This is a genomic window from Arthrobacter sp. NPDC080031 (assembly GCF_040702485.1).
Taxonomy (GTDB): domain Bacteria; phylum Actinomycetota; class Actinomycetes; order Actinomycetales; family Micrococcaceae; genus Arthrobacter.
Genome location: NZ_JBFBLA010000016.1, coordinates 87,628 through 102,774 on the forward strand (window position 1 = coordinate 87,628; position 15,147 = coordinate 102,774).

The 15,147-nt window shown below is 64.6% G+C and carries 11 protein-coding genes, 1 tRNA gene, 1 other RNA gene and 1 pseudogene; 5 read left to right on the forward strand and 9 right to left on the reverse strand.

Going from position 1 to position 15,147, the window contains the following annotated elements:
• Positions 1-29: 29 nt before the first annotated feature.
• An RNA gene (gene ffs, locus AB0323_RS14760) (signal recognition particle sRNA small type) lies at positions 30-126 on the reverse strand.
• 291 nt (positions 127-417) lie between these two features.
• Entirely contained in the window at positions 418-741 is a 324-nt protein-coding gene (locus AB0323_RS14765; RefSeq protein WP_366177972.1) for a hypothetical protein, read from the reverse strand.
• Positions 742-1,051: 310 nt separating this feature from the next.
• On the opposite strand from AB0323_RS14765, the gene AB0323_RS14770 reads away from it, so the two are divergent.
• Positions 1,052-1,136 (forward strand) — tRNA-Ser (locus tag AB0323_RS14770).
• Between the two features lie 195 nt (positions 1,137-1,331).
• Here AB0323_RS14770 and AB0323_RS14775 read toward each other — a convergent pair.
• Positions 1,332-2,231 (reverse strand): LysR substrate-binding domain-containing protein, encoded by a 900-nt coding sequence (locus AB0323_RS14775; protein WP_366177973.1) that lies wholly within the window; start codon positions 2,229-2,231, stop codon positions 1,332-1,334.
• Positions 2,232-2,355: 124 nt separating this feature from the next.
• Here AB0323_RS14775 and AB0323_RS14780 point away from each other — a divergent pair, with 124 nt between their 5' ends.
• The gene (locus tag AB0323_RS14780) at positions 2,356-5,835 is read left to right on the forward strand and encodes a bifunctional proline dehydrogenase/L-glutamate gamma-semialdehyde dehydrogenase (protein ID WP_366177974.1); all 3,480 of its coding nucleotides are present in this window, start codon (positions 2,356-2,358) and stop codon (positions 5,833-5,835) included.
• A gap of 60 nt (positions 5,836-5,895) precedes the next feature.
• Here AB0323_RS14780 and AB0323_RS14785 read toward each other — a convergent pair whose 3' ends face one another.
• Positions 5,896-6,807, reverse strand: a complete 912-nt coding sequence (locus tag AB0323_RS14785) for an oxygenase MpaB family protein (RefSeq protein ID WP_366177997.1) — start codon at positions 6,805-6,807, stop codon at positions 5,896-5,898.
• Between the two features lie 107 nt (positions 6,808-6,914).
• Entirely contained in the window at positions 6,915-8,378 is a 1,464-nt protein-coding gene (locus AB0323_RS14790; RefSeq protein WP_366177975.1) for an MFS transporter, read from the reverse strand.
• A 96-nt stretch (positions 8,379-8,474) separates the two neighbouring features.
• On the opposite strand from AB0323_RS14790, the gene AB0323_RS14795 reads away from it, so the two are divergent.
• Positions 8,475-8,855, forward strand: a complete 381-nt coding sequence (locus AB0323_RS14795; protein WP_366177976.1) for a MarR family transcriptional regulator — start codon at positions 8,475-8,477, stop codon at positions 8,853-8,855.
• A 524-nt stretch (positions 8,856-9,379) separates the two neighbouring features.
• Positions 9,380-9,718, forward strand: a pseudogene (locus AB0323_RS14800) (M23 family metallopeptidase); the annotation flags it as partial.
• A 74-nt stretch (positions 9,719-9,792) separates the two neighbouring features.
• Here the strand turns inward: AB0323_RS14800 and AB0323_RS14805 are convergent.
• The gene (locus tag AB0323_RS14805) at positions 9,793-10,467 is read right to left on the reverse strand and encodes a hypothetical protein (RefSeq protein WP_366177999.1); all 675 of its coding nucleotides are present in this window, start codon (positions 10,465-10,467) and stop codon (positions 9,793-9,795) included.
• Between the two features lie 62 nt (positions 10,468-10,529).
• Between AB0323_RS14805 and AB0323_RS14810 the strand changes: the two genes are divergently transcribed.
• Positions 10,530-11,015 carry a glutathione peroxidase gene (locus AB0323_RS14810; RefSeq protein ID WP_366177977.1) on the forward strand — a complete coding sequence of 162 codons (486 nt, stop codon included), beginning with the start codon at positions 10,530-10,532 and terminating at the stop codon, positions 11,013-11,015.
• On the opposite strand, the gene AB0323_RS14815 is transcribed toward AB0323_RS14810, so the two are convergent.
• The 3 genes from AB0323_RS14815 to AB0323_RS14825 are packed head-to-tail and all read right to left on the reverse strand — an operon-like array spanning position 11,012 to position 14,880.
• On the reverse strand, positions 11,012-12,697 hold the full coding sequence (locus AB0323_RS14815) for an amidohydrolase (protein WP_366177978.1): 1,686 nt from the start codon (positions 12,695-12,697) through the stop codon (positions 11,012-11,014). The genes AB0323_RS14810 and AB0323_RS14815 overlap by 4 nt on opposite strands.
• Positions 12,698-12,746: 49 nt before the next feature.
• Positions 12,747-13,385: a hypothetical protein gene (locus AB0323_RS14820; protein WP_364539995.1), complete on the reverse strand. Its 639-nt coding sequence runs from the start codon at positions 13,383-13,385 to the stop codon at positions 12,747-12,749.
• Between the two features lie 22 nt (positions 13,386-13,407).
• The gene (locus AB0323_RS14825; RefSeq protein WP_366177979.1) at positions 13,408-14,880 is read right to left on the reverse strand and encodes an APC family permease; all 1,473 of its coding nucleotides are present in this window, start codon (positions 14,878-14,880) and stop codon (positions 13,408-13,410) included.
• Positions 14,881-15,147: the final 267 nt, after the last annotated feature.

Here is a 15,147-nt window from a genome sequence, read left to right on the forward strand (position 1 = left end):
AAAACCTACCTATAGGGACTGACATTTAAATAAGAGACCCCTCATGCACCCGCCAGAGCCCATCTACCCTTGCTACCTTCCGGTCCTGGGGGAGTTCAACAGGATGACGCCACATGAGGGGCCGTCGATAAGCTTACCCGAAGTTGTCGGGCCCTCCGAATTTGCGGACATGTGCCTTGTGAGAGCCAAGAAATGGACATGTCCCCTCGGTGCCTGGTGGTTCCATGGGACATGCCCCCTGTGAGAGCCAAGGACTGGACATATTCGTATTCTGTCCAGCGCTCGAGGGGTGGGGAGGGCATGTTCAGTTGCGGGGAGGCTCTGTCCAGCTGCGGGGGAGGGCATGTCCAGTGCTCGAGGGTTGGGGAGGGCATGTCCAGTGCTCGAGGGTTGGGGAGGGCATGTCCAGTGTGTGGGCTAGCGCCAGCCGTTCACAGGCCACGTCATGAATGCCGGCTCCTCATAAGGGTGGGCTGAGCGCAGGGCCTGCACTACGGCGTCGAGCAAGTCCGCCTCAACTAAGCACTCGACCCGGATTTCCGGCACCTTTTCCCCTTGCCCCACGGCTCCGATGAACGGTTGTGCACCCGGCAATGGTGTGAATCGTCCGGTGCCGGGAGTGGTGAAGGAGCAATGTGAATAGTCGCCGATTCTGCCGGCCCCGGCATCGCCGATCGCAGCCAGCAAGCTCTCGCTATGCGATGCCGGAACGTAGACGACGAGGGCGTGCAGTTGGCTCATGGCACCATCCTCCCAGTGCTCGCCGAAAAACAGGTCAGAGGATGGTTCTTAATCTCCATTGCCAAACCGCTGAACGGAGCGGACTATGGGTATGTACACCGATTGGGGCAATCTCAAGATTGTGAGCTGCAGGGCCTGGTTTCAGGGGCTGGACCCAGCAGCTCAACGGAGTGCCGGAGGAATGGACGCATTGGGGGCGTCCATTTTTACGTTTAAGGGCACGGAGGGCAAGCATGGCATCATGAAAGTCCCGATTGGGCTATGCCGAAAATCTCGGGTACAGTGGAGTCTGCTTTTGATTCAGAAGCATGGAGAATTCGCCTAGCGGCCTATGGCGCACGCCTGGAACGCGTGTTGGGTTAACGCCCTCGGGGGTTCAAATCCCCCATTCTCCGCGTTTCGGCCCCGGTCCTTGGACCGGGGCCTTTTTGCATTCAAGCTGCATTGCTGAAACCCGGGATTGTTTCCGGGACCGGCTCCTATTGCGCCCGGATGAGAAACAAGCGCCGGGGCGGGCCCGCCGAAGCGCCGGAGTTGGCCCGCCGAAGCCTCGGGCTCGGCCCGAACAAGCCCGGCTCGCCTCGAACGCCCTACGCCCGTTCCGCGGCCACCCGCTCCAGCACCTCCCGGCACGCCAGGATTGCGGGGTGGATCCGGCCTGCGGTGCGGGTTGAGGTGAAGACTGTCCGCTTGGGCAGCCCGGGCAGGTCCAGCAGCTGCAATGGCGTGGTCCGTCCCGTCCAGACGAGGTCCGGCATGAGGGCCACGGCATTGCCGGATTCGATGAGCCGGATCTGTGCCTGGAGGTCGGCGGTTTCGTAGCGGACGTCGGGCTCGAAGCCTGCGGAACGGCATGCTTGCTCCGCCCAGTGGCGGGACGCCGCACCGCGCGGTTCCATGACCCATGGCAGAGCAGCGGTGTCCGCAAGCGAGGAAATCGATTCGCCGCCGAGGCCAACCGGGGGAGTGGCCAGCCTGATGGCGTCGCTGGTCAGGGTGGCCCTGTCCAGGCCGGGGTGGTGCGGGGCGGCGTGTCCGGGGTATTGCTCGGCCACCACGATGTCGAAGTCGCGGGCCCACGTTTCATAGAGCGCAGTCTCCGGTTCGCGTTGGATCATCTCGACGCGCACCTCGGGATACTCGCTCTTCATGATGGTGAGGAAGTCCGGCATGAGAGCCAAAGCGGCGGTTTGGAACACGGCCAGCCGGACTGTGCCCGTGACCGTGGAAAGCGAGGCCGCCAAATCCGTCTCCGCCCGCTCAAGGGTGGCCAGCAACGCGGCCGCATGCTCCACCAGGATCTCGGCCTGCGGGGTGAGCTGCACGCGTCTTCCCGATTTCCGAAGCAGTTTCACGCCGGCTTCCTTCTCCAGCAAGGTCAACTGCTGGGACACCGACGACGGGCTGTACTTCATCGCATCGGCCACTTCTGCGAGCGTTCCGCGGATCTTCAGTTCGTGCAGCAAGCGCAGCCTGCGGACATCCAGCATTCGGCTCTCCAGAAGGTTCTAGAAATCTAATGAATATTCTTCAGAAAAGATCGCTTTTCCTAATCTGATTGTAGATCCATACTGATGGAAACAAAGCCCTCTCCGCACCAAAGGAACGAAGCGCATGAGCACACCAACCCGGGATTCGAGCATCGACGCCAGGACGCAGTCCACCCTGGAATCCGGTCACCTCCAGGAGTTGGCCGATGAAGCCATCCAACTTGTCCGACACTGGCTCACCGAAGCCTCGAAGGTGCCGGTTGACGTTTCCGCGCAGCGCCTTGCCGGCGTCCTGAAGGATCCGAACGGCCTGGACTTCACGGTCGGATTCGTCGACGGCGTCATCCACCCCGAAGACCTGTCCGTCGCCGGCCGCAACCTGGCCAAGCTTGCCCCGAAGGTCCCCGCCTTCCTGCCTTGGTACATGCGCGCTGCCGTACGCACCGGCGGCGTCATGGCGCCGGTCCTGCCGCAAGTGGTCATCCCGATCGCCCGCAAGGTCCTCCGTGACATGGTGGGCCACCTGATTGTGGACGCCACGGATGCCAAACTCGGTCCGGCCATCGCCAAGATCAAGCAGAACGGCGTCCACCTGAACGTGAACCTCCTGGGCGAGGCCGTCCTGGGCGAACGCGAAGCCAGCCGCAGGCTCCAGGGAACCCTCAAGCTCCTGGCTCGTGACGACGTCGACTACGTCTCCATCAAGGAGTCCTCCACGGTGGCCCCGCACTCGCTGTGGGCCTTCGACGAAGCAGTGGATCACGTGGTGGAGAAGCTCACCCCGCTCTACAGGCTGGCTGCATCATTCCCCAAGCCCAAGTTCATCAATCTGGACATGGAGGAATACAAGGACCTCAGCCTGACCATGGCCGTGTTCAAGCGCATCCTGGACAAGCCCGAATTCAAGAACCTCGAGGCCGGCATCGTGCTTCAGGCGTACCTCCCGGATGCGCTCTCTGCCATGCAGGAACTGCAGGAATGGGCTGCGGTCCGCCGGGCAAACGGCGGCGCTCCCATCAAGGTGCGCGTCGTCAAGGGTGCCAACCTGCCCATGGAACAGGTCCAGGCCTCCATCCAGGGCTGGCCGCTCGCAACGTGGGGCACCAAGCAGGATTCGGACACCAACTACAAGCGCGTCCTCAACTACGCCCTCACCACCGAGCACATCGATGCGGTCCGGATCGGCGTCGCTGGCCACAACCTTTTCGACGTGGCGTTCGCCTGGTTGTTGGCCAAGGAACGTGGAGTGACCAAGGGCATTGAGTTCGAGATGCTTCTCGGCATGGCCACGGGCCAGGCCGCGGCTGTCCGCAAGGACGTCGGCAGCCTCCTGCTGTACACACCGGTGGTCCACCCTGGCGAGTTCGACGTCGCCATCGCCTACTTGATCCGCCGCCTTGAAGAAGGCGCCAGCCAGGACAACTTCATGTCGGCTGTGTTCGAACTCAGCGAGAACGAAGCGCTCTTCGAGCGCGAGAAGAACCGCTTCCTTGCCTCCCTCGCGGCCTTGGACGACTCCGTTCCGCTGCCCAACCGCACCCAGAACCGCAACAAGCCAGCGGCGCCGGGGCCCACGGACCGTTTCGTCAACACTCCGGACACCGATCCTGCCCTGCCCGCCAACCGGGCCTGGGGCCGCGCCATCCTGGACCGCGTGCCGGGCTCCACCGCCGGCAACGCGATCGTTGAAGCCAGCAAGGTCAGCGACCCGCAGGAACTGGAACGCATCATCGCCACTGCCGTCGAGGCCGGCGAAAAATGGGGCGCCATGCCGGCTGCGGAGCGCGCAGCCATCCTGCACCGTGCGGGCGACATCCTGGAATCCCGCCGCGCCGAGCTTCTTGAGGTCATGGCTTCCGAGACCGGCAAGACGATCGAACAGGGCGACCCCGAAGTCAGCGAAGCAATCGACTTCGCGCACTACTACGCCGAGCGCGCCAAGGACCTGGAAAAGGTCGACGGCGCCACGTTCGTCCCAGCGAACCTCACCGTTGTGACCCCGCCCTGGAACTTCCCGGTGGCGATTCCTGCGGGTTCCACGCTCGCGGCGCTCGCGGCGGGATCCGCCGTCGTGATCAAACCCGCAAAGCAGGCCCGCCGCTCCGGTTCCGTCATGGTGGACGCACTGTGGGAGGCCGGTGTGCCGCGCGAAGTGCTGGCGCTTGTGCAACTCGAAGAACGCGAACTGGGCACCCAGCTGGTCTCGCACCCCAGCGTTGACCGCGTGATCCTCACCGGCGGTTACGAGACCGCTGAGCTCTTCCGCTCCTTCCGGCAGGACCTCCCGCTGCTCGCGGAGACGTCCGGCAAGAACGCCATCATCGTCACTCCGCACGCAGACCTCGATCTCGCCGCCAAGGACGTCGTCTATTCGGCTTTCGGGCACGCCGGGCAGAAGTGCTCCGCGGCTTCGCTCGTGATCCTGGTGGGTTCCGTTGCCACTTCCGAGCGCTTCCATAACCAGTTGATCGACGCTACACGTTCCCTCAAGGTGGGCTACCCGGAACAGGCCACCACCCAAATGGGCCCGATTATCGAGCCGGCCAACGGCAAGCTCCTCAACGCGCTGACCACCCTCGGCGACGGTGAGACCTGGGCCGTGAAGCCGGAGAAGCTCGACGAGACCGGCCGCCTGTGGTCCCCGGGCATCCGGTTCGGCGTCAAGCGCGGCTCCTACTTCCACCTGACCGAGTTCTTCGGCCCGGTCCTCGGCGTCATGACCGCTTCCACCTTGGAAGAAGCCATCGCCATCCAGAATGAGATCGAATACGGCCTCACCGCCGGACTGCACTCGCTCGATTCCGATGAAATCGGCGTCTGGCTGGACACCATCCAGGCCGGCAACCTCTACGTGAACCGCGGCATCACGGGCGCGATCGTCCAGCGGCAGCCGTTCGGCGGCTGGAAGAAGTCGGCCGTGGGCGCGGGCACGAAGGCCGGCGGACCCAACTACCTCGTCGGACTGGGCAGCTGGCTCCCCGCAGAGCCCGGCGCGAAGCGCGGTGCCACGCTCAAGGGCGCGGCGGCTTCGATCCTTGCCGCTGCCAAGGCCGCAGGCCCGCTGGTCGAGGCCGGCGAAGCAGAATCCCTGCAGAAGGCGCTCTTCAGTGACGCCGCGGCATGGTCAACGGAATTCGGCACCCGCAAGGACGTCTCCGGCCTGAGCGCCGAGCGCAACGTCTTCCGGTACAGGGCCGTCCCCGTGACCATCCGCTTGTCCGAAGGCGGGAAGCTCGTCGACTTGCTTCGCGTCGTAGCAGCCGGGGCAGTGGCGGGTTCGGCACTCACGGTGTCCTCCGCCGTCGAGCTTCCCGAATCGGTTGTGGCAGCGTTCGCGGGGCTCGGCGTGAGCACCCGCATCCAGAACGACGCCGAATGGCTGGCTTTCGCGGCAGGCATCAACGGTGGCCGCATCCGCCTGATCGGCGGGGACAGCAGTGCGCTGAGCGCCGCCACCGGCGGTCGTCCCGACGTTGCGATCTACCACGGCACGGTGACCCCGGCCGGACGCATCGAGATGCTGCCGTTCGTGCACGAGCAGGCCATCAGCATCACGGCGCACCGCTTCGGCACTCCGAACCACCTGTCGGACTCGCTGATCTAGCGATTCGTCAAAGAAGCCCGGCGGGACGGCCACAAGCATTTCCGCCGGGCTTCTTTGCGTCTATGCCTCGTACCCCAGGCGCCGCAACCGCTGGCGGGCGGCCTGTTCGCTGGGGCCGCTGCGGCCCAAAGTCAGGCGCACGACGGCGAGGACCACCCGCGCGGCGAGAATCGACGGTAGCGGGATGGGGCCAAAACGGGCCTTTTCCAGCCCCAACAGTTCCCGATACCGGGGTTCCAGGCTGGCTACGGCCGCGGCGAACAAAATCCGGTAACCGGGTTGCAGCGACGCTTTCAACGGGGGATACCGGATGAATTCGATGGTTTCCCTGAGCCGCTCGTCCGCGCGGAGATGGCCGGAGGCGTACCACTGTTCCATTTCCGACGCCACCTCGGCGAGGCTCAGGGGAGGGTCCTCGACTCCCATCAAGCGGCCGGCCTGGGCCCACTCGCGGACGTACGCATCGGTGCCCCCGGGGATGGCGCCTCCCCAGATCCGGTGCGCCGCCACGAATGAATCCGCGTATGCAACGTGGACCCAGCGCAGAAGCTCGGGATCGTTGGCTGAATACTCGCGGGTGCGGCCCTGGGCGTCAACGTAGCTGCCCTTGACGGAGTCGTGCACCCGCCGCACGAAGTGGGTTGCGGTTTGAGCGGCATCCATGGAGCCGTAGCTCACGGTGAAGATCCAACGGATCGTATTCGCCAGCCGGCCGAGGGGATCCCTTTTGAAGCCTGAATGGTCGTACACGCCCGCCAAGGCGCCGGGGTGCAGGGACTGCATGAGCAGCACCCGGATTCCCGCGACGATCGTGGACATGGACCCGTGGACAGCCCAGACGGCCGAGCCGGGAAGGTGGTATCCGGGGTCGTTTCCCTCAGCAAGCCGCAACACCCAGTCGGGAGTGGACTGCGGGTGACCCGTGAAAGTCATCCGCAGTTCCGCTTGCCACTTCTTCAGGAAGTTGACCATGGTCCATTGTTGCGCAGCATTCTGTTGGCGCAAGGTGCGGCCTTGTTTACACAAAAGTGCCGGCCCGCTGTGGAAACAGCGGGCCGGCACCTCTCACGCGAGTCCGCTTAGGCTGCGGGTTGCTCCGCAAGTGCCCGACGGCGGCGCGCCGGGGACGCTGCCACCAGCAGGGCCGCGATTGCCACGGCAGCGCTCAGGACCAAACCGGGACGGTACTGATCGAGCATGGCTGCCGCACTGAGCGTGCTGCTCGTGCCATTGGTGCCGTGCCCGCTGACGATCGCAGTGGTCACGGCAAGGACAAGGGCTGCGCCGACCTGTGTGCTGGTCTGGATGAGTCCGGCGGCCAGCCCTTGCTCCGAATCCCGGATGCCAGCGGTGGCTTGGACATTGATGGACGGGAAGGCCAAGGCGAAACCTATGCCCAGCAGGATGACCGAGGGAAGGATGTCCAGGACGTAGTTGGGCGAGGTTCCAACGCGGAGGAACAACACGTAGCCCAGTCCCAGCGATGTCAGCCCTGTGAGGATGAGCTTCGGGGCCCCGAATTTCTCGATGAACCTGTCCGCGAAGGGGGCGCTTGTTGCCACCAGGAGCCCCGTGGGAAGCAAGGCAAGCGCCATGCCCAAGGGGGACCAGCCGAGAACCGACTGCAGGTACATGGTGAGGATGAACTGGAAGCTCAAATAGGAGCCGAACAATCCGATGGCGCTCAGGTTCGCACGGGCCACCCAGCCTTCACGAAGGATGCCGAAGCGGATGAGCGGGTGCTTGACGCGGTTTTCGATGACGGCGAAGGTTGCCAGCACGGCAGCGGAGATAGCGAATCCGGCGATTGTTGCCACAGATCCCCAGCCCTTCTCCGGAGCTGAAACCAAGGTGTATACGAGGCCAAGCATGCCGAGCGCGAGGGTGACCGCGCCCCAGACGTCATGGCCGCTCTCTTGCATGGATGGCTTGTCCCGGGGAATGAACAACATGCCGAGAAGCACAACGGCGACCGCGATCGGTACCGACACCAGGAAGGTCCAGCGCCAGCTCAAGCTGGTCATGAGCCCGCCGACTACCAGCCCAAGCGAAAAGCCGCTCGCGCCGAAAGTGGTGAAGATGGACAGAGCCTTGTTGCGCTCGCGGCCTTCAGCGAAGTTGGTGGTGATGATGGAGAACCCGGTAGGGGCAGTGAACGCCGCGGCCAGGCCTTTGACGAAGCGCGTGGCGATCAAGAGCGTTGGATCATTCACGAGGCCGCCGAGGAGTGACGCCGCGGCGAACACGGCCAAGGCGATCAGGAAGATCCGGCGCCGGCCGAACAGGTCGGCGAGCCGCCCGCCGAGGAGCAGGAGGCTCCCGTAGCCCAGGACGTAGGCGGAAACGATCCACTGCAGGGAATCGGTTCCGAGGTGGAGTTCGTGGCCGATGGAGGGAAGGGCTACGCCCACCATGGAAACGTCCAGGCCGTCGAGGGCCAGGACGGTGCACACCACCATCAGCAGCAGCCACTGGGCTCTGGTCCAGCGGACGGCTGTATGGAGCTGCTCGGCAGATCTAGTGAGGGTGCTCGGTGAAGTCATGGAATCAATCTATATGACACGTCATTCAATGACAAGGAATATGACTAGGAATCTTATGACGTGGACTTTATTTGGCGTTTCGACTAGAATCAGGACATGGCAACAACGCAGGATCGCCAGCTGGTTGAGCAATGGCGCAGCATCCAGAACTCGTACTTCCGCACCGCGGCCGCCATAGACCGCGCCCTCGAAGCCAAGTTCGACATCGGCCTGAACGAATTCGAAATCCTCGATCTCGTTGCCGAAAGCGTCGACTCCGCCTGCCGCATGAAGGCACTCGGGGAGCGGACTCCCATGACCCAGAGTGCCGTCTCCAAGGTTGTTGACCGTCTGGAGAAAGCCGGACTCGTCTCCCGCGCCACCTGCGCGGATGACCGCCGCTCGCTGTACCTCGAGCTGACCGACGCCGGCCGCGCGCTCCATTCGGATGCCGCCGTCGAGCACCGCGCGCTGCTGAAAGCGAACCTCGGCGAGTAGCCCGGCACGGTCAGGCGAGTATTCCGCGGACAGGCCAAGTATGAAGTCGAGTGTTCCCATTCGATTTCATAGCGGCCACAATGGGACAAGCGCGCCCGTACTACTGGGAATGAGCGCCTGTCTCAGGAGCTGCTGTGGGAAAGCATCATGAGTCTGGCCGGATTGTCGATCTGGTGCTCACAAGAAAACTTGGCCGGATCCTTTCGGCTTGCTTCCTCGCTGTCGTGGTGATCCTCGCTTTTGGTTTCCAGGGCCCGCGCCTGGGCGGTCCGGCAAGCGACGGATCATTGGCGACGGGCCAGGTTGAACCCGGCATGCTGCCCACGGATAATGCCACGGCGAGCGCGCAGGAGACCGTGCCTCAAAGCCCGTCATTGGCCCCGGTGCAGGCAGGTGACAAAGCCACGGTGTCCTTTGAGCGTTCCCCGGTCCAAACCCTCGACAAGAACGGCGTCGGCGCCCTCAACGTCTCCTCGAGTTCGCTCGACCGGCCCCCTGCCGGGAAACTCTACGCGCCGCTCGAAATGCTGCTTCCGAGCTCTCCTTTCGGGTTGAGGATCGATCCTTTCACCGGATTGCCGGGGGAGTTCCACTGGGGCCAGGATTTCGCCGCGGCTTGCGGCACGCTCGTCTACGCAGCAGACTCCGGCGTGGTCCGGGCCGTGGGCTGGCATCCATGGGGCGGCGGCAATCGCGTGGAAATTGATCATGGCAACGGTCTCGTCACCACGTACAACCACCTGCAGGGAATCGCGGTGACCAAGGGGCAATCGGTCCGCGTGGGCGAGGTCATTGCCAGGGTGGGAACCACGGGTTCCTCAACTGGTTGCCACCTGCACTTCGAGACCATTCTCAACGGCGTCTACACCAACCCGATGAACTGGACGTTCCTGCCAACCAAGCAGGTGGATCCCCTCGGCGATATCCCGATGGTCAGCTACCAGCCAGGTTCCGCGACCGCGACCTCGGCGGGGTCGGTCTGGTCCATCCCCGGGGCCGTGCCGACTGACCCGGGAGCCGCGCCCCCTGGACAGGCAGTCACCGGCGGGGTGCAGGAGACGAAGGTGATGCCTCCAAGCCCGTCTGCTACGGGCACGCAAACGCCGACGGCGTCACCCACCGGGACGCCCAGACCGAGTGCGACGCCGACGGCGCCACCCACGGGGACGCCCAGACCGACGCCGACTGCCACCCCAAGCGCGACGCCCAGACCGACCGCGACGCCGACTGGCACCCCAAGCGCGGCGCCGAAGCCCTCGCCGAGTGCGTCCCGCACGCCAAGCAGGACAGCGAGCGGCACTCCGGGCCCTTCCGTGACGCAGGCTCCTACCAGGACGCAAGCGCCTGTGGTGACATCGACGCCCACAGTGTCAGCACCGCCTGTGGTGACCGTACCGCCCACGGTGGCGCCGACGTCGGGCCTCCCCGCTCCGGTCCCGACGGTCACGCACACCCAGTCAGCCCCGCCCCCGCCGGCGACGCCGGCACCTGCCAAGCCCACGCCGTCGGCGCCCGCGAGCCCCACGCCGTCGGTTACCGCCACCACCAAAACCACCCCTACGGCCCCCCGGCCATAGAAGTCATCGCTTTCCTGGAGCCCGTTCAGGCGCACTGCCGCGCGTAGACTCGGACGCGGCAGTCTGCCGAGGTCCCCCGTCGTAAGGAAGCGATTCAATGTCCCCGCTCTATAGCATCCCCCTGACGTTCAACGACGGCTCCGAAGCCGATTTTGGGCGTTTCGAGGGCAAAGCCGTACTGGTAGTCAATGTGGCTTCGAAGTGTGGTTTCACGCGCCAGTACTCGGGACTTGAGGAGCTCTACGGCAAATACCGTGACCGCGGATTCGAGATTCTGGGTGTGCCGTGCAACCAGTTCGCCGGCCAGGAACAGGGGTCCGACGCCGAGATCGCGGACTTCTGCCAGCGCAATTTCGGAGTCTCGTTCCCGCTCGCGAGCAAATCGAAGGTCCGGGGCAAGCAGCAACACCCGCTGTATGCCGAGCTGACCCGGACGGCCGATGGCTCCAAACCGCAGAAGGTGAAGTGGAACTTCGAAAAGTTCCTCGTGAGCCGCGAAGGCGAGGTGCTCGCCCGCTTCCCGTCCGCCGTCGAGCCCGATTCCGAAAAGCTCATCGAGGCCCTCGAAGACGCCCTGGCCTAAGCAGGCTGGAACGACCCCCGGTTGACTCCTCCGGTGCGGGCCTGGCTGTTGTCAACAACGACTTCTCCGTCGACAACAGTCAGGATCACCGGCGTCTGCGCGAACTCGTCCGGCGCGGTGGTCAGGGGATTGTGTCCAACAATCGTCAGATCGGCGCGGGCGCCCCTCTCCACGATTCCGCCTACTTCGCCAACTGAGCGCCAGTATTGGCTCGTGTAGCCTTCGAGCGCGGCACGCGCGGACAGCGACTGCTGGGGCTGGACGGGCTCGACGTCGGGCCGGCCGGCCGGGCGGCGCGTCTGGGCTGAGGCGATGATCGCCCGCGGGTCGAAAGGCGCGATGGGCCAGTCCGATCCGAGGGCGACGATGGCTCCGGCGTCTCGGAGATCCCGGGTCCGCCACGCATGGTTGGCCCGTTCGCTGCCAAGCCTCCGGGACCAGTTGTCGCTGTGGTCGGCGCGGCTGTAGAGGGCGCAATGGGTCGGCTGCAGGCTCGTGGCAGCCCCCGCGCTGATGATTTCCGCCAGGACCGAATCCGGGATGGACTCGATGTGCTCGATCCGGTGGACCGTGCCGTTCTTGGGAAGGGCCCCGATGGTCCGCGCGACGAAGGACACCGCTTTGTCGCCGATGGCGTGCGTGGTGGTGGGGATCCGGTGTTCGTGGAAGAACTTCATCGCTGCGCCGAGGGCCTCAGGATCGTGCCAGAGCGGGTGGAGCGATTCTCCGTGGGTGTCGGGTTCAAAGAGCCATGCCGTGCCATTGTCGATGGTTCCATCCATCATGAGCTTGATGCCGTGAACGTGCCAGCGCCTGCCGTGCCGGCCCTGCATCGCCAGCATGGCCTTCAGTTCTTCCTCGGTGGCACCGGGCATGACCCACGGGGAGATGCGCAGCCGGATGGCGAGCTCGCCTCTGCGTTCGAGGGCCTCCAGCACTTCCAGGGTGTCCGGGGCCCCGAAGTCCAGCATCTGGCCGGCTACCAGTCCGGCTTCGGCCATGGAATGCAGGAGTTCCCCGAGTTCGTCGACCCGCTGATCGAAGGAGGGCCGGGGGAGGATGCCGCGAACGAGGTCCTGGGCGGCCATTTCGTAGAGCATGCCGTTGGGCTTGCCGTGCTGGTCGACGCCGACGTAGCCGCTGCTGGGAAGCTCTTCCATTCCGGTGATCCCGGCGAGCTTGAGGGCGGCGTCGGAGACGAGTGAGGCGTGGCCGTCGAACAGGGTGATGAATACGAGTTCGTCGTCGAGGATGCCGTCGAAGAGGGAGTTGTCGAAGACGGCATCCCCGAAGATGACAGGGTCCAGGCCCCAAGCGAACAACCAATCGGAGCCGACGGTGTGTGGCGTTGACGCGGCGTGCCGCGCAAGGGCGGCGCGGACGGCGTCGAGTTCGGTGACCCCGCCCAGGTCAAGGCCACGGGCGATTTCCGCCCCGTGGATAGGGTGGATGTGGGCGTCGATCAGGCCGGGGCAGATTGTTGCGTCGCCGACGTCGATCACATGTTTGGCCCGTGCGGTCCATTCGGCGGCGCGGTTGGCTGCCTGCTCGCCGTCGGCGCGGCCGACGTGCGCAATGCGGCCATTTGAGATGGCGACGAAACCGGCGGTCTCAGTGAGCGCCTCACCGTGGAGGATGCTGGACGAGAAGATGACGAGATCGATGGGCTCGGGCGTGGTCAAGATGTAACTCCTTGTGGTGTTCGGGTTTCCGACGCCGGCCCGGTGAGGATCAGTCGTCGTCGATAGCGGCCTTCAATCCTGCCGAGAGGACATCGGCCAGGAAGGCGAAGCGGTCTACAGGGTGCTCTGCCACGGCTTTCTTTGCCGCGAACAGATGCGGATAAGTGCCTTCCTCCTCTTCGTTGATGCTCCATGCTGATTCCATCGTCAATGCGTCGAGGCTCGCGCCGATCGCTGCGCTGTCGAGGGCTTCCAATGCCGGGATGATGAGGTGCCGTGGCGTCCCCGCGATCTCGAACGCTTCGACAAACTGGTCGTAGCGCTCCAGGGCTGCCGGGTGTGACACCGGCTGCGTGAGCAGGAGGGGAAGGAGCGCCGGCACCATGCTGTACGCCTTGCGGAGCGAGTCGAAGATCTTGCGGATGACGTCGTCCAGGCTGCCGGCCGGCAACTCGGGCATCGGAGCTTTTTCCACGAGCGCGCCACGGGCCAGTTCGATGATCTCCTGGCGACCGGTGACGTGCTTGTAGAAAGATGACTGCCGGACGCCCAGGCGTTCCGCGAGCCGCGGGATGGAGAGGCTCTCTTCCTCTTGGAACATCTCGAGTGCCGCGCGGCCGATCGCCTTCCGCGAGAGCCGCGGTGTCCGGGGCCGTCCTAGCTGGCTGGTTTTGCTGGGAGTCTGCATCCCTCAAGACTAGGCTCCGGGATCACTCGGCGTGGCCGATCCGCTGGTAGGCGGCCGGGTTGACCTTGCGCAGCACGAGGGCCAGTACGGTTCCAGCGGCAAACAGGATCGGCGCGAACACGAGGAGCGTGGTGTTGACGGGGTCCCCGGCCGGGAGGCCTGTGAGCAGTTGGGCATTGTTGGCCATCAGGTAGGTCACTGCGCACATGATGATGGTGGCGAGCACGGCGGAAGGGACGACGTACCAGCGAAGCCCGTGGTCCCTGAGCCGGGTGAAGAAGACCACGACGCCGACACCCGTGAGGGCCTGCAGGAGGAGGATGCCGATCACGCCCGGGGTGTTTGTCCAGATCAGGAACTGGGTGAAGGGGTCCAGCTGGAATAGGGCCGCGCCGATCACGAGGGCGAGCGCGAGGAGGGTCTGGTCGAAGCCGGCCACGGAGGGAGTGCGGTATCGGGGGCTGATGCGGCCGGACCGTTTCGGGAAGATGCCTTCGCGGCTCAGGGACAGGGTGTAGCGATTGATGGTGTTGTGGAAGGAGAGCTGGGCGGCGAAGATGCTCGTGACGATCAGGACGCTCATAAGGTTCACGCACCAGCCGCCCGCGAAGTTGCCCGCTGCGATGTAGGCGGTGTCCCCGGCGTCGAGGTGGCCCGCGGCGAACGCTTGGACGGCGTCCGCTCCGAAGGCCTGGACGATGATCCAGACGGCGAAGGCGTAGAACGCGCCGATGAAGGCGATGGAGATGTAGGTGGCACGCGGGACGCTGCGGTCCGGGTCCCGGGCCTCTTCCCGGTACAGGGCTCCGGATTCAAATCCCATGAAGGCGGAGAAACCAAGCCCAAGGACTGCAGCGAACTGCGGGGAGAAGATGGCCTGCGGGCTGAATGATTCGAAGCTGATGCCGTGTGCGCCGCCTTGGGCAAGTACGAAGGCGGCGACGATGGCGACGATCAGGGTTTCGAGGGTGAGCAGGACGGCGAGGACCTTGGCGCCGACGTCGATCCCGCGCCAGCCCAAGTAGCAGACGGCCCCGATCGACACGATCGCGTAGAGCCACCAGGGAAGTTCCACGCCGGTGAAGGACTTCACAGCGAGGTTGGCCTGGATACCCAGCAGGCCGTAGAGGCCGATCTGCAGGCCGTTGTAGCTCATCCAGGCGGTCAGGCCGGAACCGAGGCCGACCACGCGGCCGAGGGTTTTCGAGATGTACCCGTAGAACCCGCTGTAGGACCGGACGTGGCGGGTGAGCGCCATGAAACCGATGGCGAACAGGCCCAGGCCGATAGCCGCGGCGATGTAGATGGAGGGAGCGCCGACGCCGCCCACAGCGAGGGCGAGCGGGGCGATGCCGACCACGATGGTCAGCGGAGCGGCCGCTGACACCAACATGAACACAATGTCGCGAGTGCCGATTGCGTTCTTCTTCAATCCAAGCTCAGGGCTGGACGTTGCGGGCGGCGCCATTGCCGCTGTTTCTTTAGTGAAAGCCATTCACTTATTGTGAGGGGCGGCACATGTTTGAGTCAAGAGGCTCTGTTTCGTGGCTTGTTCCCGGGCCAACGCAAACACCGACGCTCGCTCACTTATGTCGCGTTTTGGTCTAACGCTCGCTCACCTATGTCGCGTTTTGGTCGATCGCTCGCTCACCTTTGGTGAGCGGGCGTCGTCGAAAGTTGCCCCATAGGTGAGCGGGCGTCGTCGAAAGTTGCCCTATTGGTGAGCGGGGATCGCCGCGGAAGGTGAGTAATTTTCCAACAT

Excerpts from the sequence above, each read along its gene's own strand:
- AB0323_RS14765 (WP_366177972.1), bottom strand. The coding sequence starts at position 741 with ATGAGCCAACTGCACGCCCTCGTCGTCTACGTTCCGGCATCGCATAGC.
- AB0323_RS14775 (WP_366177973.1), bottom strand. The coding sequence starts at position 2,231 with ATGCTGGATGTCCGCAGGCTGCGCTTGCTGCACGAACTGAAGATCCGC.
- AB0323_RS14780 (WP_366177974.1), top strand. The coding sequence starts at position 2,356 with ATGAGCACACCAACCCGGGATTCGAGCATCGACGCCAGGACGCAGTCC.
- AB0323_RS14785 (WP_366177997.1), bottom strand. The coding sequence starts at position 6,807 with ATGGTCAACTTCCTGAAGAAGTGGCAAGCGGAACTGCGGATGACTTTC.
- AB0323_RS14790 (WP_366177975.1), bottom strand. The coding sequence starts at position 8,378 with ATGACTTCACCGAGCACCCTCACTAGATCTGCCGAGCAGCTCCATACA.
- AB0323_RS14795 (WP_366177976.1), top strand. The coding sequence starts at position 8,475 with ATGGCAACAACGCAGGATCGCCAGCTGGTTGAGCAATGGCGCAGCATC.
- AB0323_RS14810 (WP_366177977.1), top strand. The coding sequence starts at position 10,530 with ATGTCCCCGCTCTATAGCATCCCCCTGACGTTCAACGACGGCTCCGAA.
- AB0323_RS14820 (WP_364539995.1), bottom strand. The coding sequence starts at position 13,385 with ATGCAGACTCCCAGCAAAACCAGCCAGCTAGGACGGCCCCGGACACCG.
- AB0323_RS14825 (WP_366177979.1), bottom strand. The coding sequence starts at position 14,880 with ATGGCTTTCACTAAAGAAACAGCGGCAATGGCGCCGCCCGCAACGTCC.